At 39.7% G+C, this 22,040-nt stretch carries 24 protein-coding genes and 1 pseudogene; 11 read left to right on the top strand and 14 right to left on the bottom strand.

Annotated features, from left to right (window positions below; genetic code table 11):
• Positions 1–8: 8 nt before the first annotated feature.
• Together OMU_RS05350 and OMU_RS05345 are read right to left on the bottom strand one after the other, a co-directional pair.
• Positions 9–1,412 carry a glycoside hydrolase family 1 protein gene (locus OMU_RS05350; RefSeq protein ID WP_016178948.1) on the bottom strand — a complete coding sequence of 468 codons (1,404 nt, stop codon included), beginning with the start codon at positions 1,410–1,412 and terminating at the stop codon, positions 9–11.
• A 77-nt stretch (positions 1,413–1,489) separates the two neighbouring features.
• A complete protein-coding gene (locus tag OMU_RS05345) occupies positions 1,490–3,397 on the bottom strand; it encodes a beta-glucoside-specific PTS transporter subunit IIABC (RefSeq protein WP_016178947.1) in 1,908 nt (635 codons plus the stop codon).
• Positions 3,398–3,702: 305 nt separating this feature from the next.
• Between OMU_RS05345 and OMU_RS05340 the strand changes: the two genes are divergently transcribed.
• Positions 3,703–4,881: an MFS transporter gene (locus tag OMU_RS05340; protein WP_016178946.1), complete on the top strand. Its 1,179-nt coding sequence runs from the start codon at positions 3,703–3,705 to the stop codon at positions 4,879–4,881.
• A 325-nt stretch (positions 4,882–5,206) separates the two neighbouring features.
• Here OMU_RS05340 and OMU_RS05335 read toward each other — a convergent pair whose 3' ends face one another.
• The 8 genes from OMU_RS05335 to OMU_RS05300 all read right to left on the bottom strand — a co-directional run bounded on the left by OMU_RS05335 (position 5,207) and on the right by OMU_RS05300 (position 12,348).
• On the bottom strand, positions 5,207–6,484 hold the full coding sequence (locus OMU_RS05335) for a class II D-tagatose-bisphosphate aldolase non-catalytic subunit (RefSeq protein ID WP_016178945.1): 1,278 nt from the start codon (positions 6,482–6,484) through the stop codon (positions 5,207–5,209).
• Positions 6,485–6,758: 274 nt separating this feature from the next.
• On the bottom strand, positions 6,759–7,853 hold the full coding sequence (locus OMU_RS05330) for a PTS fructose transporter subunit IIC (RefSeq protein ID WP_016178944.1): 1,095 nt from the start codon (positions 7,851–7,853) through the stop codon (positions 6,759–6,761).
• A gap of 18 nt (positions 7,854–7,871) precedes the next feature.
• Complete coding sequence (locus tag OMU_RS05325; protein WP_016178943.1) at positions 7,872–8,186, bottom strand: PTS fructose transporter subunit IIB; 315 nt, start codon at positions 8,184–8,186, stop codon at positions 7,872–7,874.
• A 47-nt stretch (positions 8,187–8,233) separates the two neighbouring features.
• On the bottom strand, positions 8,234–8,743 hold the full coding sequence (locus tag OMU_RS05320) for a PTS sugar transporter subunit IIA (RefSeq protein WP_016178942.1): 510 nt from the start codon (positions 8,741–8,743) through the stop codon (positions 8,234–8,236).
• Positions 8,709–10,625, bottom strand: a complete 1,917-nt coding sequence (locus tag OMU_RS05315; protein WP_016178941.1) for a BglG family transcription antiterminator — start codon at positions 10,623–10,625, stop codon at positions 8,709–8,711. The genes OMU_RS05320 and OMU_RS05315 overlap by 35 nt, the downstream gene beginning before the upstream one ends.
• Before the next feature lie 301 nt (positions 10,626–10,926).
• Complete coding sequence (locus tag OMU_RS05310) at positions 10,927–11,322, bottom strand: VOC family protein (RefSeq protein ID WP_016178940.1); 396 nt, start codon at positions 11,320–11,322, stop codon at positions 10,927–10,929.
• A gap of 77 nt (positions 11,323–11,399) precedes the next feature.
• The gene (locus tag OMU_RS05305) at positions 11,400–12,008 is read right to left on the bottom strand and encodes a hypothetical protein (RefSeq protein WP_016178939.1); all 609 of its coding nucleotides are present in this window, start codon (positions 12,006–12,008) and stop codon (positions 11,400–11,402) included.
• A 76-nt stretch (positions 12,009–12,084) separates the two neighbouring features.
• Positions 12,085–12,348: a hypothetical protein gene (locus OMU_RS05300; RefSeq protein WP_016178938.1), complete on the bottom strand. Its 264-nt coding sequence runs from the start codon at positions 12,346–12,348 to the stop codon at positions 12,085–12,087.
• A 182-nt stretch (positions 12,349–12,530) separates the two neighbouring features.
• Here OMU_RS05300 and OMU_RS05295 point away from each other — a divergent pair, with 182 nt between their 5' ends.
• Complete coding sequence (locus OMU_RS05295) at positions 12,531–12,773, top strand: AbrB/MazE/SpoVT family DNA-binding domain-containing protein (RefSeq protein WP_034875762.1); 243 nt, start codon at positions 12,531–12,533, stop codon at positions 12,771–12,773.
• Positions 12,770–13,180: a type II toxin-antitoxin system death-on-curing family toxin gene (locus tag OMU_RS05290; RefSeq protein ID WP_016178936.1), complete on the top strand. Its 411-nt coding sequence runs from the start codon at positions 12,770–12,772 to the stop codon at positions 13,178–13,180. The genes OMU_RS05295 and OMU_RS05290 overlap by 4 nt, the downstream gene beginning before the upstream one ends.
• Before the next feature lie 86 nt (positions 13,181–13,266).
• Here the strand turns inward: OMU_RS05290 and OMU_RS05285 are convergent, their stop codons facing one another.
• Positions 13,267–14,106 (bottom strand): Cof-type HAD-IIB family hydrolase, encoded by an 840-nt coding sequence (locus tag OMU_RS05285; protein ID WP_016178935.1) that lies wholly within the window; start codon positions 14,104–14,106, stop codon positions 13,267–13,269.
• Positions 14,107–14,666: 560 nt separating this feature from the next.
• On the opposite strand from OMU_RS05285, the gene OMU_RS05280 reads away from it, so the two are divergent.
• The 7 genes and pseudogenes from OMU_RS05280 (at position 14,667) to OMU_RS05255 (ending at position 17,991) form a co-directional block, all read left to right on the top strand.
• The gene (locus tag OMU_RS05280; RefSeq protein WP_016178934.1) at positions 14,667–14,870 is read left to right on the top strand and encodes a DUF1659 domain-containing protein; all 204 of its coding nucleotides are present in this window, start codon (positions 14,667–14,669) and stop codon (positions 14,868–14,870) included.
• 17 nt (positions 14,871–14,887) lie between these two features.
• A complete protein-coding gene (locus OMU_RS05275; protein ID WP_016178933.1) occupies positions 14,888–15,100 on the top strand; it encodes a DUF2922 family protein in 213 nt (70 codons plus the stop codon).
• A 71-nt stretch (positions 15,101–15,171) separates the two neighbouring features.
• On the top strand, positions 15,172–15,561 hold the full coding sequence (locus tag OMU_RS05270; RefSeq protein WP_016178932.1) for a hypothetical protein: 390 nt from the start codon (positions 15,172–15,174) through the stop codon (positions 15,559–15,561).
• 45 nt (positions 15,562–15,606) lie between these two features.
• Positions 15,607–15,804 (top strand): annotated as a pseudogene (locus OMU_RS24145) (DUF2922 family protein); the annotation flags it as partial.
• Positions 15,805–15,810: 6 nt separating this feature from the next.
• Positions 15,811–16,113, top strand: a complete 303-nt coding sequence (locus OMU_RS23685) for a hypothetical protein (RefSeq protein ID WP_051122612.1) — start codon at positions 15,811–15,813, stop codon at positions 16,111–16,113.
• A gap of 107 nt (positions 16,114–16,220) precedes the next feature.
• Positions 16,221–17,018, top strand: coding sequence for a C40 family peptidase (locus tag OMU_RS05260; protein WP_016178931.1), 798 nt, complete (start codon positions 16,221–16,223; stop codon positions 17,016–17,018).
• A 307-nt stretch (positions 17,019–17,325) separates the two neighbouring features.
• Entirely contained in the window at positions 17,326–17,991 is a 666-nt protein-coding gene (locus OMU_RS05255) for a hypothetical protein (RefSeq protein WP_016178930.1), read from the top strand.
• 972 nt (positions 17,992–18,963) lie between these two features.
• Here OMU_RS05255 and OMU_RS23335 read toward each other — a convergent pair.
• The 3 genes from OMU_RS23335 to OMU_RS05240 form a co-directional block, all read right to left on the bottom strand.
• Entirely contained in the window at positions 18,964–19,131 is a 168-nt protein-coding gene (locus OMU_RS23335) for a hypothetical protein (protein ID WP_016178929.1), read from the bottom strand.
• Between the two features lie 49 nt (positions 19,132–19,180).
• Positions 19,181–19,624 carry a GNAT family N-acetyltransferase gene (locus OMU_RS05245; RefSeq protein ID WP_227132299.1) on the bottom strand — a complete coding sequence of 148 codons (444 nt, stop codon included), beginning with the start codon at positions 19,622–19,624 and terminating at the stop codon, positions 19,181–19,183.
• A gap of 375 nt (positions 19,625–19,999) precedes the next feature.
• Positions 20,000–20,701: a MarR family winged helix-turn-helix transcriptional regulator gene (locus OMU_RS05240; RefSeq protein WP_016178927.1), complete on the bottom strand. Its 702-nt coding sequence runs from the start codon at positions 20,699–20,701 to the stop codon at positions 20,000–20,002.
• A 382-nt stretch (positions 20,702–21,083) separates the two neighbouring features.
• On the opposite strand from OMU_RS05240, the gene OMU_RS05235 reads away from it, so the two are divergent.
• Complete coding sequence (locus OMU_RS05235) at positions 21,084–21,956, top strand: cation diffusion facilitator family transporter (RefSeq protein WP_016178926.1); 873 nt, start codon at positions 21,084–21,086, stop codon at positions 21,954–21,956.
• The last annotated feature ends 84 nt before the right edge of the window (positions 21,957–22,040 follow it).

The following is a 22,040-nucleotide window of genomic DNA, read 5'->3' as shown; positions in this document are numbered from 1 at the left end:
TCTTTTCTCTAATCTGTCAGCCCGTGATTTTGAATCACGTTTTGATACCAATAAAAACTATCCTTAGGAATTCGTCTTAAATCCTTTAAATCGTGATCCGCTCTATTTACATAAATAAATCCATAACGCTTTTTAAAGCCTTGATGGGAACTTAATATGTCCATCACTGACCACGGACAATAACCGAATAATTCAACTCCGTCTTGAATCGCATCACAACAAGCCGCGATGTGATCGCGAAGATAATCAATTCGATATTGGTCATGAATTTTTCCATCCTCAGTCAACACATCCGCTGTCCCTAATCCATTTTCAGTAATAATCAACGGTAATCGGAATTGACGATAATACTCATTCAGGACCAGCCGTAACCCCATTGGATCAATTTGTGCACCGTATTCTGTAGCGATTAAATGTTGGTTTTTCTCCACTCGGAAATATCCATACAGATCAAAGTCAACATCTTTTTCCCGGGTTCCGAATGGGTGCGTTTCATCAGCTGGCAAATAGCTAGCTACGAGTGTCCGATAGTAATTCAGCGCAATAAAATCTGGTTTTGCCGCTTTAAGAATCGTTTTATCTTCCGGTAGTGTAACTGGTGCAATGCCCGCCTTTTCTAAATAAGTTTGATAATAGCCAGGATATTGTCCGAAGCAATACATTTCCAACGCATAATTTGTTTTAAAATTATCATTCATTTTCGCTGCCCAAATATCCATCGGCTTGTTGGAAGCCGGATAGGTCATCGTTGATGAAACTGCTGGTCCGATGCTGCTGCCTGGAATCATTTCATGGCAATCATTCGTCGCATGGGCATGAGCCACAAACATGTGATAATCCATTTGCGCCCGAACACGTTCTCGGTCCTCTGGCTTCACATCGTACATATTCATTCGTTCGTCCACGCGAATCATCAAGTTTTGTTCATTATTCACTTGCCAGTGCTTCACTCGATCACCAAACGCTTGGTAGCATACTTGGGCATATCGTCTAAAAGCATCCACACAAGCTCGTGCTTCCCATCCATTATACTTTACAGCAAGCGCATAAGGTAAATCAAAATGATATAAGGTCACAAAAGGAATAATCTCATTTTCAATCAAGCAATCGATGACCTTATTATAGAAGGCTATTCCTCGTTCATTCACTTCACCGTCTCCATCTGGAATAATACGCGCCCATGAAAGTGAGAAGCGATACGTTTTTAATCCTAATTCTTTCATCAGCTTGATATCTTCTTCATAATGGTGATAAAAATCACTCGCTACTTTTGTGTCCGCCTGCTGAGCAGAACGGGTAAATGAATTGTGGTCAGCAACAGATTCCCCTTTGCCGTCCTCGTCCCAAGCTCCTTCTATTTGAAAGGCTGAGGAAGAAGCTCCCCACCAAAAGTTTTCATCGAATTTTTTCATATAATTTTAGCTCCTTCATACTTTTTCGAATACATGATGTTTATCAGAATACAACTCATCTGCACTTCTTGGGTTGTTTAAATTGCTGAATTCGTCAGCAAAAATAATAAGTTGCTGTTTGTTTCAATATGATTATCTTTGGTTGAACCAATCGCTACATAATTATTCGAATTCGTAATAATTACTGATGTCGTTAAGTCATATCCCGCAGCTTCAATCCCTTGCATATCGAAGGAAACGATTCGCTGTCCTTTAGTCAAATGCTCTCCAACATTCGCATGCTTTTCAAAGAATTTCCCATCCAAATTCACTGTATCAATTCCAATATGAATCAACATCTCAACACCATTATCTAATGTTAAGCCGATGGCGTGCATGGTTGGATAAAGTACACTGACCGTTGCATCCATTGGCGCTACGATCTCACCTTTGCTTGGATACACGGCGATTCCTTTGCCCATTGCTCCAGAAGCAAAGACTTCATCTGGAACGTCCGCTAAGGAAATTGTCCGACCTTCTACCGGTGAATCTACGACTAAATCACTGTCCTCAAATACCAAATCATCGTTAATCGCTTCCTTCACCGCATCCGTCAATGTTTCCTGAACCTTCTTTGCATTTTCCTCTGGAAGATCTTTAAACCCTAAAACAACCGTCATAATACAAGCACCGCCAAACGCAATTAAACATCCTAACAGGTAGCAAACAAAGGCTTTCGTTCCTGCCTCTGCGTATACTGGGATCGTCAACACTCCTTGGTTAGCAAACGCATTTCCATAAGAGCCTCCCCAGCCCATCAATGCTCCGCCCAGCGCACCGCTGATCACGGCATAAATCATTGGTTTTTTCAGACGTAAATTGGCGCCATAAATTGCCGGTTCAGTGATTCCGAACAACGCAGTTACCGTTGCTGAAGCTGCGACTGTTTTTAAGTTTTTATTTTTCGTTTTCAAAAATACCCCTAAAGCTGCTCCAGCTTGAGAAAAATTAGCTGCTCCAGCAAAAGCTAGTAAATTTTGACGCCCGGTTTTGGCTACATCGTTGATCCCGATCGGAATAATCGCCCGATGCGCACCAAAGATAACCAACACACACCAGATTCCACCAATGAAGGCGCCTAATAAGATTGGGCTCAACCCCATGATATAGTAGTACGCCCAGTTCACTACATTACCAAAATAAATACCAATTGGACCAAAAATCATTAAGGTTGCCGGCACCATCACCAATAACGACAACGTTGGAACCATGATGACTTTTAATACTTCCGGCATGATTTTTTTGACGAAGCCCTCTACGTATGCCAAAACAAAAACAGCAATAATAATCGGCACAACGGACGATACATAATTTGCTTGTGTAATTCCGATACCGAATAAAGTCACTGGATTCTCACCGGTCATTAAATCAACAATTGCCGGATAACAAAGCGTCGCTCCTAAAATCATGGCAATGTAATCGTTGGTTTTGAAAACTTTCGCAGCTGAACGTGCTAAAATAATCGGCATAAAATAAAAGAGTGCATCAGAAGCTGCGTTTAAAATGATGTACGTATTGTATGTTTTAATATCGACACCATACATATTCAGCCCAATCAATGCTGCGACGGCTAAGATCCCTTTTAACATACCTGAGGCTGCGATTGCTGGAACCGTTGGTGTAAAGATTGCGGCTACTGTATTTAAAATTTTCGTCCCAATTCCAATCTTTTCGCCATTATCATTGTTCGTTTCCTCTAACTCACCCACCATCGGCATCAGTTCATCATAGATCTTTTCAACTTTATTCCCTAAGACGATTTGAAACTGCCCGCTTGCTTCAACGACTTGGATGACCCCTTCTAAATTTGAAATGACTTCTTTATTTGCTTTGCTTTTGTCCTTTAGCACAAAGCGCAAACGAGTAAAACAATGGGTCAAGCTGGAAATATTTTCTTTCCCGCCGACCTCTTCTAAAATTCGTTGTGCCACATCGTGGTTATCCATTTTTTAATCCTCCAAAAATTTATTTTTTGTGATCTTCGATTTCCCTTGGCCAAAGGTCCGCGTTTTTTAACAAAAAAAAGATCAAATATACATAAATAACACCATGAGCCATGGATATCATTTACGTACACTTGATCTCGCCTGCATTACCAGTAACGCGTCAAACGAACGCGGTTATTAAATTTACATCCACACTATAGCATGTGATTTTTTCAAATGCAAGCGAATTCAAAATAAAAATTTTATTTGCATTTTTTTCTCATTTTACGTTATGCTTGTCCTTGAATTTTTAAATCACGAAGGGTGTGTTCATCATAAAAAAACAAGAACAAAAAATATTATTAATAATAGTCGCGTTATTTTGGTTTGCCCAATATGTTTATATCCCTTACCAGACTCCTTACTTAGCAGCAATCAATGTATCTACGAGTTTCATCGGCGTGATTGTTGGCTCTTACGGCATTTCTCAGTTGGCATTACGCCTGCCTGTGGGTATCTTGGCTGATTTGCGGCCGAACCACCGTTTATTTATTTCATTGGGCACTTTGTGTGCGGGAGTTGCTTCCTTATTTCGCATCTTTTTTCAAAGCGGCACTGGTTTTTTATTAGGTAATGTTTTCTCAGGCTTTGCCAGTGCTACTTGGATTTCTTTCATGGTTTACTACCTTAGTCTCCATGATAACCAAATGCAAACCGCAGCAACTGGAAAAATTATCATGACGAATAATATTGGCATGCTGATTGGTTTTATTACGAGCAGCCTATTATATAATCATATTGGCATGACGAATATTTGTTTATTGAGTGTCTTAGGAGGTTTCTCTGGTTTTGTTATTTCATTAAAACTAAAAAAAACAGACACAAACATTGAGATAGCCGTTAATGTAAAAGAGCTACTAGCTGTTGGCAAGCAGCCAAAATTAATTCTATTCTCTTTTTTAGCTCTCATTCAACAAGGAATCCAAATGTCTACAACTATGTCCTTTACAAATCAATTACTCAAAGAACAAGGTGCGACTGATTTTCAAGTTGGACTCTCCTCAATCACTTACATGTTATCAGCAGTTTTCTTTTCTCGAATTGGTTCAGATATCTCTCTAAATTCTCAGCGCAGAAAATGGCTAACGTTCACATCGTTTGGACTGCTGGCACTTTACTGTTTTACTGTTCCATTGGTAAATGCCCTGCCAGTTTTTTATCTTTTACAACTCATTCCCGGTGTCGGTACTGGAATCCTATTCTCATTACTCACTTCTGAAGCCATGGAAGGCATAGAACTCAATAAAAAATCAAGCGCTATGGGCTTCTTTCAGGCAATCTACGCGATTGGTATGACGCTTTTTCCTGTTATAGTCGGTGCCATCAATAATGCATTGAACTTGAAAATCGCCTACTGGGTATTAGCAGGCACTTCGCTTGTTGGTGGGGTAGTTGTTCTTGTTTATTACACTGTTCAAAAGAAGAAAGAAAATTTCAAAAGTTAGCTCCATGCTAAATTAAGGATAACAAAACTTTCTTTAGAGGAAGCTTGCTCTCCTATTTGTTTTTGAATATATGTGTGACATAAGAGGATTGAATAGTGAAATTTATAATTTGCATTTTTCCGACGTAAAATTTTAGAAGAATTCTCGTACGCCTGTTATTCTTCTAAGCTTGCTAAAGCAATTAGAACTGCCGATACTCTTCACTAAAAAAGGAACGAAACACTCTTAAATAGTGCTCGTTCCGATTAATTGTAATTTTTAACTGTAATTCCATGAACCCTTGCTTCAAAGGGGTTAATTATTACTTACACTCCTAATCGTCTATCTATTTGACGCTATTCTTAATGCGTGTTGTTACACCATTTAGGTTATAACACTCTGCATAGTCACGAATCGGACGTTTGATATGATCGACTACATAACGTTGGCCATCGATATTATGCGCCTTCAAGTTCTTGTACATTTTTTCGATTTCGGCTTTTACTTCATCGTCATTGAAGGTATAGTGACCGGCAATGTCTAGGATTTCCGCTTGAAGTTCGGCGTCATTTTGTTCCATGATTTGATCGACGGTTAATTCTTTTTGCTCACCGACCATCCATTTTCTCCAGCGTTCGCTCTTGATCGCGTGTTCTAATAAAACATCCCGTGTGTTTGAAGCGTCCTTGACTAAACCATATTCCACTAATTTTGCTTCGACTGCCGCCAGATTCAAGTACGCCCGAGTTTCTTCCGTACCGTATTGCGGTGCCACATTTGTTGCAGTGATTGCTGAAGGAATATGTTCTAGCAGTGTCACATCATCTAAGTAATCGCCGTTGTGTTCCTTCAATCCAACGCCGTATTTCTTTGCCATTTGGGCTAAATCATAGGCGTTTTTAAAGTTGAAGGTTCCGACTTGTTCAGTTTTACGGGTCAACGTTCCTGTCTGTCCAACAATGAAGGTCGGCATTGGCAATCCGCGTTTTTCTAACTCTTCCTTCAATTTAAGAATAAATGTTTCGTAGGTTTCTGTTGAAGTTAAGCCGCCATTGGTTTCTTCGGTTCCAACTTCATAGCCGATCTCTGGTAAATTCCGCGCTTTACGTTCTTGTTCACAAAATTCAATCAAATCCACTGTCCGTTCCAATACAGTATCTAATGGAATGACTTTCCCAACTTCGAACGGATCTTTGGTTGGATCGATCATCAATAAATCAAAGCCGGCTTCAATATCGGCAACGTATGATTTTTTCCCTAATTCCATCGCTTTTTCAGTTGGCAGATGGTCGTTGCGTTCTTTATCACGCTGCCAAGGCCCGCCGTGATCTCGACATAAGTAGTATAGATTGTCATAGTTGATTTCTGCCGCGACTTCTTCCACCGCTTTAGCAAAGGTAAATTGATTCCAACCATTTACATAGCCGCCGCCCAATTCATCTGCATCCACTTGATTCCGGCTGGCAATAAACATTACAGGATAATCATCATCTTTTGATAGCTCCAGTGTCGCTTGGACACAGTTTTTTGACATCGGTCCAATTCCTAGTAAAGTAGCACTTTTCCCTGTTGCCTGTAAATCAAGTAACCCTTCTACGACTGTTTTAATCGGTAGCTTTTCCATTCCTTGACATCTCCATTTCGTGTAATTAAATTTGAGTCCATGTTTCTTATCACACTTAAAGTATAAGGTGGAAATGCAGGCGTGAATATTACATTTGTTTGCAACAAGTCAATGCATCAGCGCCGTTACTTGTTGCAGAATCGGTTGGAACTTGTTGCAATTGATTAGAGCTCTCTATTCTGTTTATCTGTTATTTTTATAATGATATTTACACTAAAAAAGCAAGAGGATATTAAACTCCATCTTGCTTTATCGCTTCATTATAAACACCTTTTTACTTCGCTACTTCCGCCTGTTCAGTTGCATCAGACTTTTTTTCCTGACTTTTTTCATCAACTAAACTTGGTTTCGTGAAATGCAGAATCCCTGCTGAGATTACTGCACCAACGATGATGGAAAGTGCATACCATAATTTACCGTTCACGACCGGCAGGATAATAAATCCGCCATGAGGAACTAACGCTTCTACACCAGTCGCCATACCCATGGCGCCGCCGACTGCACTCCCGATAATGATGGCTGGCAGGACCCGTTTGATGTCTTTTGCCGCAAATGGAATCGCGCCTTCTGTGATACCGATCAGGGACATGAAGAATGCCGAAATTCCCAAGTCTTTATCTTCGGCGGTATATTTTTTCCGATCAACAAATGTCGAGATTGCCATTGCCAATGGCGGGATCGCACAAGCGATACGATGCGCGCCATTTGGCCCGTATACGCCTTCGGCCATCAAGGCTAATGTAAATGCGGTCGCTGTTTTATTGATCGGTCCACCCATATCGACCGCCGTCATAGCACCTAAGATCAAGCCTAGAATAAGTGCGCTTCCGCCTTGCATTTGTCCAAGAACTTCAACTAACCAATCCATCGCTACGCCGATCGGCACAGAGATAACGTAAATATAGAACATACCCAGTACAAAGGTCGTCACTACCGGTACAATCAAGATCGGCATGATTGTTTTGATTGTTGATGGCACCTTCCAGGTTTTACACCAGCGAACAAAGTAACCAGCGGCCACACCCATTATCATCGCACCAAGGAAGCCTGTCTTGACTTGACCTGCACCGATCGGATTATTCGCCACAAAACCTAAGATCATCCCTGGTACTAACCCTGGTTTACCCGCTAATGAATTCGCGATATAACCTGAAAGCAAAGGAATCATCATCGCAAAACCTGCCGCACCCAAATCATTCAGGTTTTGCATGAAGGGACTGGTGATTTCCATCCCAGCATCAGTCGCCTTACCGGTAGCTAAAGCGACGGCTAAGAAGATACCTCCAACAACGACTGATGGCAACATGAAAGAAACCCCAGTATTAAAGGCTTTTTGTAAGTCTTTAACGAACTTTTTCTCTTTTTTCATTTTTTTAAGTCTCCCTTTTTATAATTTTTCTGCTTCATCAATGTACTTGGCAGGATATTTGATCATATCCCCTGGCTCCACTGATAACGATTTGCCAGAATCGATCTTTTCTTCAAAACGTTCGCCATCTTCTACATCGATGGCCACCGCCAAGATCAATACGTCCGCTTGATCAATGTCTTCTTGTTCTAATTCATTTTCAATTCCCATACTGCCTTGTGTTTCTACTTGGACCTCATGTCCGCGTTTTTTGCATTCTTTTTCAATCGCCTCTTGTGCCATATAGGTATGCGCAATCCCTGTCGGACATGCTGTAACTGCTACTATTTTCATTTTGTATTCCTCCTTAACGTATCTGTGTTCATTTCGTATACCATTTTTTAAATTTCAATGGAACTTAATTGTTCATATATTTTATGCTTGTCTGTTTCCTTCAATAATTTATTTCTAAAGTCATCATCCAGTAATTTCTTACTTAATTGCGAGATAAATTTTAGATGCATCTTGCTTTCGCTGTTTTGCGGCACACCGATCAAAAAGACCAAACGAACCATTTCTTCATTTTCTTTCGCCCACTGAAAGGGTTGCTTCACTCGTAAAAAAGCAATGAAAGGCTTCAACACCGCTTCTGTTTTTCCATGAGGAATCGCGATATCATAACCGATCGCGGTGGGTACTTCATCCTCCCGTTTCATCACTGCTTGAAACAAGGTATCTGCATCTTCTACGTATCCGACAAACTCTGCCGTATCAACGATGTGTTGGATTGCTTCTTCTTGATTGTCTAAATCACTATCTAAAAAAATTAAATCAGTTGTAATAACACCTTTGCTGTTTTCCTGCACTTTCTCCATCTTACTCACTCCCAAGTTTTCTAAACAACACATCATTTGTCGTTGCCTCGCGTAATTGTTTTAATTGTTCATTGCTATCGATGATGTTATAAATATCGGCTAAAATATTCCGCGTTTGGAAGGTATCCTGCTTCGCGATACAAATCAAAAACACCAGATCAACATAATATTTATTCCATTTGAATTTCTTTTTGTTTTTAACTAGAACGATGATTGTTTGATTGACACAGATTGAATTGCCATGAGGGACAGCTGTCCCTGTTGGAAGATCCGTGCCGCCCATCTCTTCACGCTCCTGGACTGTTTGAATAAATTGCTGAGTCACAAACCCATTTTCAATCAGGACCTCGCCGACTTGTTCGATCAGCTCTTCCTTAGAAGAAAAATCAGTGTTTACAAAGACAAAATCCTTATCGACAAATTTCATCAGATGATGGGCTCGTACAAGCTTCAACACGTTATTTTCAGCCTTTGGTAAAAGATCAGACTGTTTGATTCGTTCAATATCTTCCTTGGTCAAAAACGGCGAGACCAAGATGACTTGCTTTTTCGGAATATCCACTTTGATCGTAGAAATAATCAAGTCATACTCGTTAAGAGGCATCTGTTCTAATTCTGCGACCGAAGCCACCTCAAAAGTATCCAATGAGGGCAAAACATTTTTTATTCGATTGATTAACAGCTCCGAAGTCGCAATCCCCATTTGACAAACGATCAAAATTTTCCGATTCATCCGTGCCCGTTCAATCGCGGCTTGAAAATACATCGTTAAAAACGCAATTTCATCTTCATTAAAGCTGATACCTAATTCCTGCTCATACTCACTTAAGACCACCCAAATGACATTGAAGGTCAAAGAGAATTCATTCTTAATTTGCGAAGTAAACGGATTTTCTGTTTTATTGTTTGAGCGTAATCGATAGATCATTGGTGGAATGTGGTTTTTCAATTGCTCTTCCAGCTTCTGGTCACTGGCAAAATTGATATTTAACGCCGCGGATACTCTTGAAAGCAGCCGCTCGACGATCACTTCATCGACCTCTTCTTCCGGTAACGGTTCAAAACGATTTGAAATGAGCTGTAGTGATAAGTAATGGACATCTTCATTGGTATAAGTAAGCTCCAATCGCAAAGCCGCCTTATGCAGCATTCGAACCGCACTTTCTTCAAAGAAAATCGTTGTTTCACTGGCATCTGTTCTTTTCAACTCTTCAATATGATGCCCTTTAGCGATTCTGAAAACCAAGATAATAAAAATATTCAAGATATTCTGTACGTAATAATCAGAGATAGCGTTCACATTTTCTCGGATATACGTATACAAAATATTTGAGCAAACATTGATCAAGCTCTCACCATAATACGTATCAAGTAATTTGATCTTTTCAGCGAAATCTTCGTCATACAGTTCAGAATTATTTAGTAAATAACGATTGAACTGTAATAAGGCTTTCTGGATATCTTCTTCGCTTCCTATTAATGACGTTCCATGAATATCGCTGCATAACTTAATCCTAGAGCCAACATTCAGAATTTTCATGATAAATTCAAAATCCTTGATAATAGAAGTTTTACTAACCATAAAGCTATCTGATAAATGATTGAAGCTGACTACCTTTTCTTTAAATAGCAGAATATTCATGATTTCGACTCTTCGATTGAAGGTATTATAGATATCACTGGCTTCTTTTTTTTCCTCGATCGCTTCGACTTCTTTGAAACGCTTTATCGCGATACCAACGCCACGCTTTTTTTCAAGATATTCTCCCGAGCTCTGGAGATAATCTTCAATAATCCTTAATTCGCTGTGAGTGGTTCGTTTTGAAACCCCCAGCTTGCTTGCAAAATACTCCACTGTTTGAAAGTCGCTTTGCTGGGCCAACAACTCCAACAATTCTTTTTGTCTTTTTGTAAGCATGATGAAAAACACTTCCTTACTATCTAGAATAAAGGCCTTAATCTTTTTGATAGCGTTATCATGATCATGGCTTCATTATAGATGGGCTTTTTGAGATTGACTATTACATTTCCCTGCAACAAGTCGCTACAACATCTCGTTTACTTGTTGCAGAAAATAAGACTAAAATTTTGCAATTAATCTGCGAATGAACTCTTACTCTATAAAAAGATAATGATGTACTTTTCGTGTAAATACAAAAAAACCTCCCACAACTCCAATCATTACGACGTGAGTGGGAAGCTTCTTCTATAAAACATACTTAAACAACAATAATATTCCACACGATGCCATACTTATCCATAACGGATGCATGGAACGGACTATAAAAGGTTTCGGTTGGCGGAAGAAAGACCTCGCCGCTCTCTTTCAGCTCATTAAACATCTCGGTCGCTTCCTTCAGCTCATGTGGATTGATCGTCAAGTGCAGATTATTGCCGGAAACAACTGGCTTAGCCACTTCATCCGCAAAGGTAAACGGCGTGCCAAAAATCTCCAGCTCACCATGCAGGACGTAATTACTGACATCTTCTTCCACACCATCTGGGACGTAGTCGTTGTATCTAAGAATATTCTTCTTTTCCCCAGAAAAAACCCTTTCATAAAACTGCATCGCCTCTTCGCATTGCTTGTCGAATAAGATATAGGGTGTCACCATGGCAAATACCTCCTCTATACTTCATTTTTATTATTATATCATGTAGGAACTTGCGGATGTTTTTCTAAAAATAAGCTCTATCCACCAATCCAAACCGTATCGTCTTCAACATAATAAAACGTATCATCCGAATTTTCTTCGATAGTGTAGGCAGAGTCTATGATTTGAGTGATTTCCTTTAAAGTCATCAGCTCAGCCTTTAAGTCCTCGAGCATTTCTTGTTTTGACCAAGGTACAAGGAAAATCCCTTGATTCCAGATCAACTGGTCAGCTGGCTCGACTTTCATTTCTGATGGTAAAGTCACGACCTCCTTCACTTCCGAAAACAGGTTATCGTAATTATGTAACGAATCACGATAACTGGCGACTACCTGTGATCGCATAAAATCTTTTTTGAAAATCCAGATTTTTAAATAGTAAGGTTCACCAATTTCCTGTAAAGCAGTTTCCCAAGAATGATAAACATCGAGCAATGCCTGAATTAATAGGCGCTTGTACCAATTTGGTAGAGTGTACTCTTTGAGAGAAAAAAACGGGTGGATCCAAAGTTTTGAATAGTTCATGTTTCTTTCTTCTAACCACCCTAAATCAATGTCTTTGTTGTTCATTACCCAATACTCAACATCCCTTAGCCGACGCTTCCAGCCACGGATCTTTTGCTTTTTAAAATCAAATTTTACTGTCATTATTCCTCCTATTTTCACGCTCTACTGACAAATCAATACTGTTTGTTGCTTTGATCATTCAATTTGCAATAGGTAGCTAATTAACCGTCCAAAACCAAACAGCTCGCATCTCTTCTAAAAATTCTACCGATAACAAGTAGTGTTCACTTCGCGGAATGACCGAATCAATGCCACAATTAGGACACAATGCGGTCAAATCGGGATCACCATCAATCCATTCGTTGATACGTTCATATTGAAAAAGCAAGCAGCAATAGAAACAACCACATAAGCCGGATTTTTTTAATAATTCTTTATTGTAGATCGAGTATTTATAGGCAGCTTGATAGATTTCTTTCATTTTTTCTCCTTTATTTACGATTTGGTTTAGCATCATACTTCTAGAATTTTAGTTTACTATGGATGGACAGGTGTTGTGAATCACGTTATCAGACTTTCACTTAAAAATAATTAGTCAAATTGATGTCTTTCATCCGTCATGATATACTGGATATACGAGATATACGAAAGGTGGTACTTATGATGGCGATTCAAGAAAGAAAACTTCGAAAAATAGGAAATTCAGTTGTCGTTACTCTCTCAAAAGAATTTTTGGAGAGTATCGGAGCGAGTGAATCAGATATTGTTTACGTTGATGAAGAGAAGCTTAAGGAGGCTTTTGCAAAAAAAGAAGTAAAGGACGAGCATCAAAAAAAATTGGAAATGATGATTGCGAAGTCCGTTCAGAAGCACGATGAACTCTATAAAGAACTGGTAGATAGATGACGATTAACTATTTAAGGGCAGAAGATATTTCAAAAATCAACGCATTTCAAATTGTTAATTATTCACCGGATGAGCAGTTGGGAATCAAAGACATAAATGCTTTAGAGATGGCCGTAAATCAACCTGCTCAACACGTATTCGGTCGTGAACTTTATGTAACTATCGAGGAAAAAGCAGCCATCCTAATGATCAATCTGATTAAAAAACATCCTTTTCATAATGCAAATAAACGTACAGCGATGATGGCAGTGGATATTTTTCTGCAGCTTAACGGCTATTCAATTCAGTTTGATCTACAAGACGGAATCGATCTCGTTGTGTCAATCGCTACCGATGAATCAAGTGATTTTGAAAACTTAAAAGATTCTGTTTCACAGATAATCGGTGCACGAATGACCCTATCTTGAGAAGCCGGCATGCATTTACCAATAAATTTTAACTAATAAGACCGATCCTCAGCATTGAGAATCGGTCTTTTATTATATGGAACCAATCATACAAGCCCCATTTTCTCCAACATATAAGCAATCCCGTCCTCATCTGAGCTATACGTGATTTCATCAGCCACTACTTTTAGACGCTCACTGGCATTTGACATGGCGATACCGGTTGCGACTGCTTCAAACATTGGAATATCATTCTCACCATCGCCAAAAGCTAAGCAATCTTCTTTCTCCTGTCCGATATGCGCCAGCAATTTTTCGATTGCGGTTTTTTTGTTGATATTTTTTATTCCGATCTCACCGCTGTCTGCTCCAAAGGCGGGAACGGTGCTTCGCAGCATGTGGAAATCACCATTGTATTTTTTGTGGATGGTTTCATATGGTATCGCATGATTGACAAAGGAAAGCTTGTTAACATCTTCATAATCGATGCGCGATGGATCTTCAATCAAAAGATCTAAAAACCATTTGATCTCGTTTATTTTTGCTTTCCCTTCTACTGAATTTTCCGCTAATCCATTCAACGTCAGCTTGACTAAACAACTCCGCAAATTCGCACTCGCGAACAAGCCCTGATTGGACTCAAGATAGTATTCCACACCGTGCTCTTCTAAGAAGCCGATAAGTTTTCTTAACTCCGCGGAATCAAACACTCGATGAAGAATCACCTCTCCGTCGACCTCGCAGTAGCCCCCGCCAGCTCCGATAATCCCGTTGATAGGTAAATCCAGGACCTCCGCTGGTATTTCTGCTTTTGAACGCCCCGTACATAAAAAGAAGCGATGCCCATTTTGATGTGCCTGCTTAATTGCGTTCTCAGCACTAGCTGGCACGACGCCACTATCATTGCACAGTGTTCCATCGATATCTAAAAAAACGATCTTCCTCATTTCATATCTCCATTCTAAAAAACCTGTTTATAAGGCTCTAATTAAGCCTCATTTTTATAATCCCATACACCGCAACCTGTTCACTTATTCACAGGTTACCTGATAGTTACTCATTATAATTGGAAAAAATTTTTAATTCCAGCGTTTATCAAACTTTATTAGCCATCCTAAATCTATCGACGGAATAAATTCCTGTTTTCTGTTCAGCTGATTTTTGTTTGTAAATTATTAAGAAAATACTAAGCAGAACAAAAAAAGGAAATTTTTTTCGAAAGATTTTCCGTGCAGAAAAGCGATCAATACAATATTCTTCTCCAATGCCTAAAATGAAAAATGTGTCAAAGTGGGCAAAATTGCATTTGCCCCTGAAAATTGCACGTTTTTCGGAGTATTTTTTTAACGCAATCCCCTTCTTATGCGATTCCGTCTAGAAAAGGGAGCAAAAACGTGCAATTTTGACCCCCAAATGTAATTTTGCCGGTTTTGACCAAGTTTGTGTTTGGCCTTTATCGTTAAGTCACCGGCCGGAACACAAAATATCGAAATATGGAGGAAGTAAAATGATCCAAAAACTCGGCAACAAATTGCAGGTACAGATTGATTCAGGGGAAGACAAGCCAAAAAAAGTCAGTTTTCCAAATGTCATCGATGAACCAACCGAAGAGGCGGTTCTGGAATTAGGCGCGATCCTGACAGAACTTTCACCAGCAGGCAGCGCCCTAGACGGCGTTATCTTAACTAGTCAATCACGATATACCAAATAATAAGGAGGAAAATATACATGTTTAAACTTGTCACAGTATTTAGAACCAGCTTAGGTAAACGTCAAACCTGGAGCCTCAATAATCCAGATCCAAATAAATCAGCGGTTGAGGTCAAAGACTTGTTGCAACGTCTAACGAAGGTAAAGCTATTTCATAAAGACGGCGCTGATTTATTCGACACAGTTGAAAGCGCGAAATATGTCAAAATTACCGAGATCACTATTTTTTAGAGAGACTATTTGGAGAAGGTGCGATGCTCTCGCCCTTCTTCATTAAATAGAGAACACAGGAGGAGAAAAAAATGAATGAGCAGCTTTTGTCGCATCAAAAACTATTTTCGTTAAAACCAGAAACATTAGAAAAGCGCATCATGGAACAGTACCAAGAAACACAGAATAGCAGCCTGACTATCAAATATATTTTAGCTTTACGGGTAAGATTCAAACTAGGTGCGCAGGAGTTTGCCCACATTTTAAAGGATCTCGTCCGCTATCTGTTTATGAATACCAAGGCCACTCGCACCATGAAGCGATTTTTCTATTACTTTGAGGATTATTTTATGGAATCCGAGTGGAAACAATTAAACTTGAGAGTTTTTCCATTACGTAACTTTGGTCAAAAGACCGTGTCCATCGTTCGTTCACTAATCTCAATTGTCCGACCTGAAGAAACTGAAACAACCGAAACCTGATAAGAATAACCTACGCAGAAAAAATGAGAGAAAGGAAATGAAAAAATAACCCGAGATTTAGTCGCAACATTTGGGAAAAGCAACGGCGGCACCCATGACTGGACCTACAAAGGCCTAGACCTAAATCTGTCAGCACCAGAAATCAAAGAAGCTTGCGAACTATTAACAACACTAGATATTTTTGAACAAGACGGCGTAAAACTATTTGATTCTGTTGTCACAGCAAAAGTCCGCATTTATGAAGAAGAAGTGCTTTTTGATCCGGAACACGATCCTGAAATAGAACAAGCTAATGAACCAGTCAGCTTTTTTAACGCAGCAAACAAACAGGAACCAGCCGCCTTTCCAACAGTGGTTCTTACCGATAAAGTCTTTTTAGAAGAACAGCATGAAAATCAATCAATGGAGCATCACTTAGATTCCGTTCAATCAGCGGAGTACCCTACACCACATACAGCAGAACCAACAAAAGATTCTATTGAAAAAGAAGGTCTGTTCCAGCGGATGTTCAGGCGAAGGAGTCGAAATAAGGAAGACCCTAACGATAACTAAATCCCGAGCACTTTCTACTCAATCATGCGTAGGAAAATTACAGCTAAAAACGTTAAAAATGTCAAGCTGTCTACGAATAAAAATATTAGAATAAAAGAGGTGATCCAATGCCAAATACGGAAGCAGCCTTACAGTATGGCTTGGCTTTGCGCGGAAAAATCTGTTATTCCATGTCGAATCGTCTTGGAGCAGGTGCCATGGATTGCTCCAGCTTTGTTTTCCGTTCACTGATCGCAGCTGGCCTTTTACCTAAACATACCGCCATCGGCAATACAGAAACGCTCTTTGGATTGAACGGGACTTTACTTAAGGAAATCACCCGGCAAGAAGTCCGACGAGGGGATTTATGGGTCGCAGGTCATGAAGGTGCCTCGCTAGGATCAGCTGGACATTGCGGCTGGTTCTTAGGAAATATCAATGGCGATGCACTGCATTGTACCTACTCCAAAGGCTGTCAAAACATCGCTGTTACTAAAGCAATTGGCTGGATGGGCGATTATTCAGGCCTACCAGTTCGTTATTTTCGCGTAAATCAGGCGAGCATTGTTGGTCAAAGTGAAAATAGCAGTCAACAACGAATCCTAGCGATTGATGGCTCTTGGGGTCCCGCCACCACTCGACGTTTACAGGAAGTGCTGAATTGCGCTATCAAAGATGGAAATATCAGCGGTCAAATCAAAAACCCTGCAAATCAGTTTATTCCATCCGTTCAGTATGGTTCAGGCGGCTCGAACATGATTCGCGCGCTCCAAGCTTATTTACGTGTGCCCGTAGACGGAAACTTTGGTCCTGTCACCTGTCTAGCATTGCAAAAAAGAATGGGCACAAAACGAGATGGCCTGATTAGCCCAGTATCCGATTGTGTGAAGGTGCTGCAAGATAGGTTGAATAAAGGACGGGTGTAGATGATCTAAACTGGGAAGAAAGATTCTCCCCTGCGATTTTTGATTGCAGTGGTTATTTGCTTACCTTTTACTGATGAGATTGTTTCTCTCGTAAATAACATACGTAAAATGCTCATTATTCATTGCTATTATGCAGATTAATGACTATGTATTTTCTGATCTATTTACTATAAAATAATAGTTATCCAAATTTGTGATGGTTTTCATATATTATAGTTCAAAGAATGAATCGTTCTTTTATCCTATATAGGTCATTCATAAAAAAACATCGCATTTTAGGAAAAAATTTTTCAAAAGGACGGAGAACATGTTAAAAAAATTAAGTTCTATCGCTACTATTGCCGTTATTTGCGTTCTATTTCTGGCAGGCTGCAATAACAAAAAAGACAACAATAAGGAAGTTAAAGTCTCTGAATCATCAGTCACTAAAAAGAGCAGTATCAGTGCGTCCTCTTCCAAATCATCAGCAAGTTCGGTCAGCAACTCAAGTGAATCCTCACAAAGCTCTAGCAGCACAGAGGCCTCTTCTAGCAGTACCGACTCATCAGAAAGTGCAGCGGTTAATCAAGCAGCTCCCTATGCAGTGGATGTCACTCAATTCAGTAGCCCTGCTACCTTTAATTTACGGGGAGTAAACGTTCCTCCTTCAATCACTTTGCAAAACAATGGCGGAACGACTGTAACCTTTGCTAGTCGTCAATCGAATTCTGGAGATCAATTTGCGGCCCAAGTTGATACGATTCCAACAAAGGAAATCCGTGTTTTCTCTCAGGACGGAAGCGGCATTCGCACAGTCAAAGTAAACACTCAAATCACCCTAACCCAGCATCTTTCAGGTACCGGCGGACAAGATCAAAACAATGTGATGTATCTGATCAATAATAAAAATGGCGGATTATCCCTTATTACCCCTAACTATGCCGGCAATGTAGAGCCTGATCAGATGGATGTCATGCTAGAGGCAGTGCAGTAGATTTTAGAAGGTAAGAAGTCTTCAGCATTTAGACTGTAGATAATAAATACACCCCCCCCATTCGCATATGCAGAAGCAAACCAATTGACGTTTTCACGCTCTAACAACTATTCTTTACAAAAAGAAAGTGAGCTGAAAATGAAGTACGTGATCTTTGGATTAGAAATCATCGCCATAAGTCTCTGGCTGTTATTTGGACAAAACTCCTTGCTCTCGGCCATTTTCGGGATAATTGTGATCATTCTCATTTCTCAGCTACTGCACAAAGCGTTTCATGCCCGATAATCAAAATCAGCGAATTCTTTTTCCTTGAAAAAGTCTTCGCTGTTTTGATTTTGAAATTTTAAAAAGTGATGACTTCCAATCTCGAACGATACAAATGGCCTATCAATGGTTGTTTTCAAAGCCTTTTTCACAGATAATGATAGTAGGAAATGTCTGTTATCCGTTCATCTTATTTAAACAAGATGAATGGAGTGGTTGATCAGCGTACTTGTGAAAGGAGTCGTCCTATGTTTCATGTCGTATTGATTCTATTTCCCCTCATTCTTTGTGGGATTATTCTTCCGATACTTTTATTTGGGTTATCTTCGATTCTAATCAGTATTTTTTGGTGGAACGGCCTCGGCGCTTCTGATCAAAAATAAAAAGGCCCGGTCATTGCTATTTATCAGCTTCACAATTCTGTCTCTTTTGGGGGTCTTATGTTTATTTCCTTTTGTCGCGATTTATACACCTTTACCCTTTAGCTACTATCCGTTCTTTTGTAATGTGTTGATTGCTTTGATGGGGATCTTTTCCATTCTAGGAATTACCAGCTCCCGTTCAATCCAGAACAACCTGGTTAAACGGGTGGTCATCGTGCTTTTTAGCATCGTAGTTGGCGTTGTTGGTATCGTTTTTTTGCTACAGATTCTCTAACGTAAAAAAGTTTTGAGAAGGACACATGTGTGTTCTCTCAAAACTTTTTTATTAATTCAAATCGTATAATTCGTGATACTTTTGATAATTCACTATTCCAAGTGTCGTGGTGAAGAGGCGTGATTTAGCTTCTAATTCGACACGAATTTTTTCAAATTCCTTGCCTGTATGCTTCTTTGGTTCGTTTTCTTTTCTTCTCGGATCAAATAACTCCTTCATAACAGATTTCCTCCTTTTTCATAACACTGAGAGGCGGACAATTGTTCGACTAGTTTTCAGAAAAAACGGGAACTTCTACTGTTGGCAATGTCTTCATCATCCATAAAAATTCAATTTCATGCTTTTTAAATGAAAACAACATTCGCTGGTAATCACGTTTCATATAAAACAATTGGGCTGTTTTACGTTCTGTTAGAATGATGCGCAAATGTCCATGCTCTTGGGCAAATTCTTCTAAGCTGTTCATCAGTTGATCACCAATGTGCTGGCCCTGATATTCTGGTGCTACTGCCACTTGACGGACACGTGCGATACCAAAGGGATACAGTTGGATCGCAGCTGTTCCGACAACCTCATCGTTTTCGATTGCGACAAAAACGTGTAAATTCTTTTCATTGTCCCAGTCAATTTTTCCACCTAAGACTTGTTTACGCAATTTCACTGCGCTAGTGTGTTCCTTGCTAAATAATTCAGCCATTTCGATTTTCATCATCAATGACCTCCTTTTTCATATTAAAGAATTAATTTTTCCGAGGAAAAATTAGTTTGATTTTCAAGCCGTATATCATTCCACTAGTTGTTCTTTTGGTGAGTGTCATTACTCTTTTATTCGTTTCCCCACCGTATAAACTGCGAAAAGTGGAACTGACATCCTTTTTCATATTAAAGAATTAATTTTTCCGTGGAAAAATTAGTGTGATTTTCAAGCCGTATATCATTCCACTAGTTGTTCTTTTGGTGAGTGTCATTACTCTTTTATTCGTTTCCTCACCGTATAAACTGCGAAAAGTGGAACTGACATCCTTTTTCATATTAAAGAATTAATTTTTCCAAGGAAAAATTAGTGTGATTTTCAAGCCGTATATGTTTACCAATTTTCCCAATCTTTATCTTTGGGCTGATCATGCGGGTCTTTTTTTCTAGGGTCTTCTTTCGGACCTCTAGGATGCTCTGGACCGAATGGACCTGGGCCAAAGCCGGCTCTGCCGAATTGATTACGCATTTGTTCTCTCCACGACCGCTTCATTTGACGGCGTTCAGCTTGTGACATTCGACCAAACTCTTTCATATGAGGCTCGAATTGGAGCTTCATCGCTTTTAACGCTTCAATCGCTTCAAATGGATCATTTGGAAATTCAGGTCGACCGCCGAAATCTTCGCTCCAGCCATCAATCACCTTATTCAGTAATTGATCCAAAGTATGTAGTTCTTCATCCGTTAAGCCGGCGAAGAATTCTTCCGAGCGTTCTTGTGGTTTGTTTAAATTGGCCTTCTCGCGGCCGATCTCCGTGATATAGATCCGTTTAATCCGCTTATCCTGTTCATCTTCGCGACGTTTTATTTCTCCTCGACTTTCCAACTTGTTCAAAATTTCGGTGACCGAACTTGGACGCATATCCAAAATTTCTGCTAGCACCCCAGAGGTTACACCATCCTCTTCTGCCAAAATATCTAAAACCAATTGCTGGGTGGGTGCACTCTTCTGACAATTACCTACAACCATCAACTGACGACTGGCACTTCCTACATAGGATAGACGTTTCAATAATTCTTTTGTATACTCGCTCATCGTCACTTATCCTCCCTTTGCTTCGGTACCTATATTTTAGGTACCTAACTTTTTATTTGAACTTAGTATACTTCGGTACCTAATCATTGTCAATGAATAAAACCAAAAATTTTTTAATTTTTTTGATTATTTTTCTATAAATAGTGCTAAAAACCTCTTACATCAAGGATTAACCGTCAATTCTTTTTGGCATAAATACTTCGGAATCATTCAAAAGTAGTCCTGAGCAATAAAATTAGCTAAGCTTAGAAGAGTTTCTCATGGCGCCAATCGTAAAATAGTTTAGCTGCCCCAAAATGATTACAGTTTAAAAAATTACTTGTTTTCACGATGAAATAAAGTGTATAGTGATAAAACATTTTATTTTTTTGGGGTGTAAATTATGGTAAATAACCGTTACGAACAATTGAAAAAAGCGGAGTTGGGTGCGCTGATTAGTATCGCCGCCTATATACTAGTTTCCGCTATGAAACTAGTAGTGGGAAATCTAGCTAATTCTGAAGCCTTACGAGCCGATGGTCTGAATAATTTCACCGATATTCTCGCTTCCGTTGCTGTTCTGATCGGCTTGCGGATCGCGCAAAAACCAGCGGATGCGGATCATCGCTATGGACACTGGAAAGCAGAAAATGTCGCTAGTTTAGTGACTTCTTTTATTATGCTGCTGGTAGGAATGCAGGTACTTTACAGTTCGATTCTTTCCGTAATCAATAAAAAAACTGAAGCACCAGATATCACTGCGGCAATAGTCGGAATTATTTTGGCTATTGTTATGTATGGTGTCTATTTCTTCAATAAACGACTTTCCGAAGAAGTCAAAAGTCCTGGATTAATGGCCGCTGCCAAGGATAATCGCAGCGATGCATGGACCAGTATCGGGACAGCCATCGCGGTTTTTGCGGCTTCCTTCAACTTGGGCTGGCTCGACAGTACGGCCGCAATCGTTGTGGCATTACTGATCTTGAAAACGGCTGTGGATATTTTTAAAGAAAGCGTCTTTTCACTTTCTGACGGCTTTGACCAAACACAACTGAATCAATACAATGAAGCGATTAGCCAGATCAAACAAGTGCAAGCAGTTAAAAGTATCAAGGGTCGCAGTTACGGCGCTAATGTCTATCTCGACGTCACCATTACCATGAAGCCTGATCTAACAGTCAAAGAAAGTCATGACATCACCGATCAAATTGAGAAATTGTTGCAAAATAAGTTTCAGATTTTCGAGACCGATATCCATGTTGAACCGAGTGATTAAACAAAAGACGCTTCGTTCCACCCTTACAAACCCCAGAGGAAACGAAGCGCTTTTATCAGGAAAAATTTAAACCAGCCGTATATT

It is taken from the genome of Enterococcus avium ATCC 14025, assembly GCF_000406965.1.
GTDB classification, from domain to species: Bacteria; Bacillota; Bacilli; order Lactobacillales; family Enterococcaceae; genus Enterococcus_A; species Enterococcus_A avium.
The sequence above is the reverse complement of the archived record's forward strand: the minus strand, read 5'-3'. Positions and strand labels throughout refer to the sequence as shown.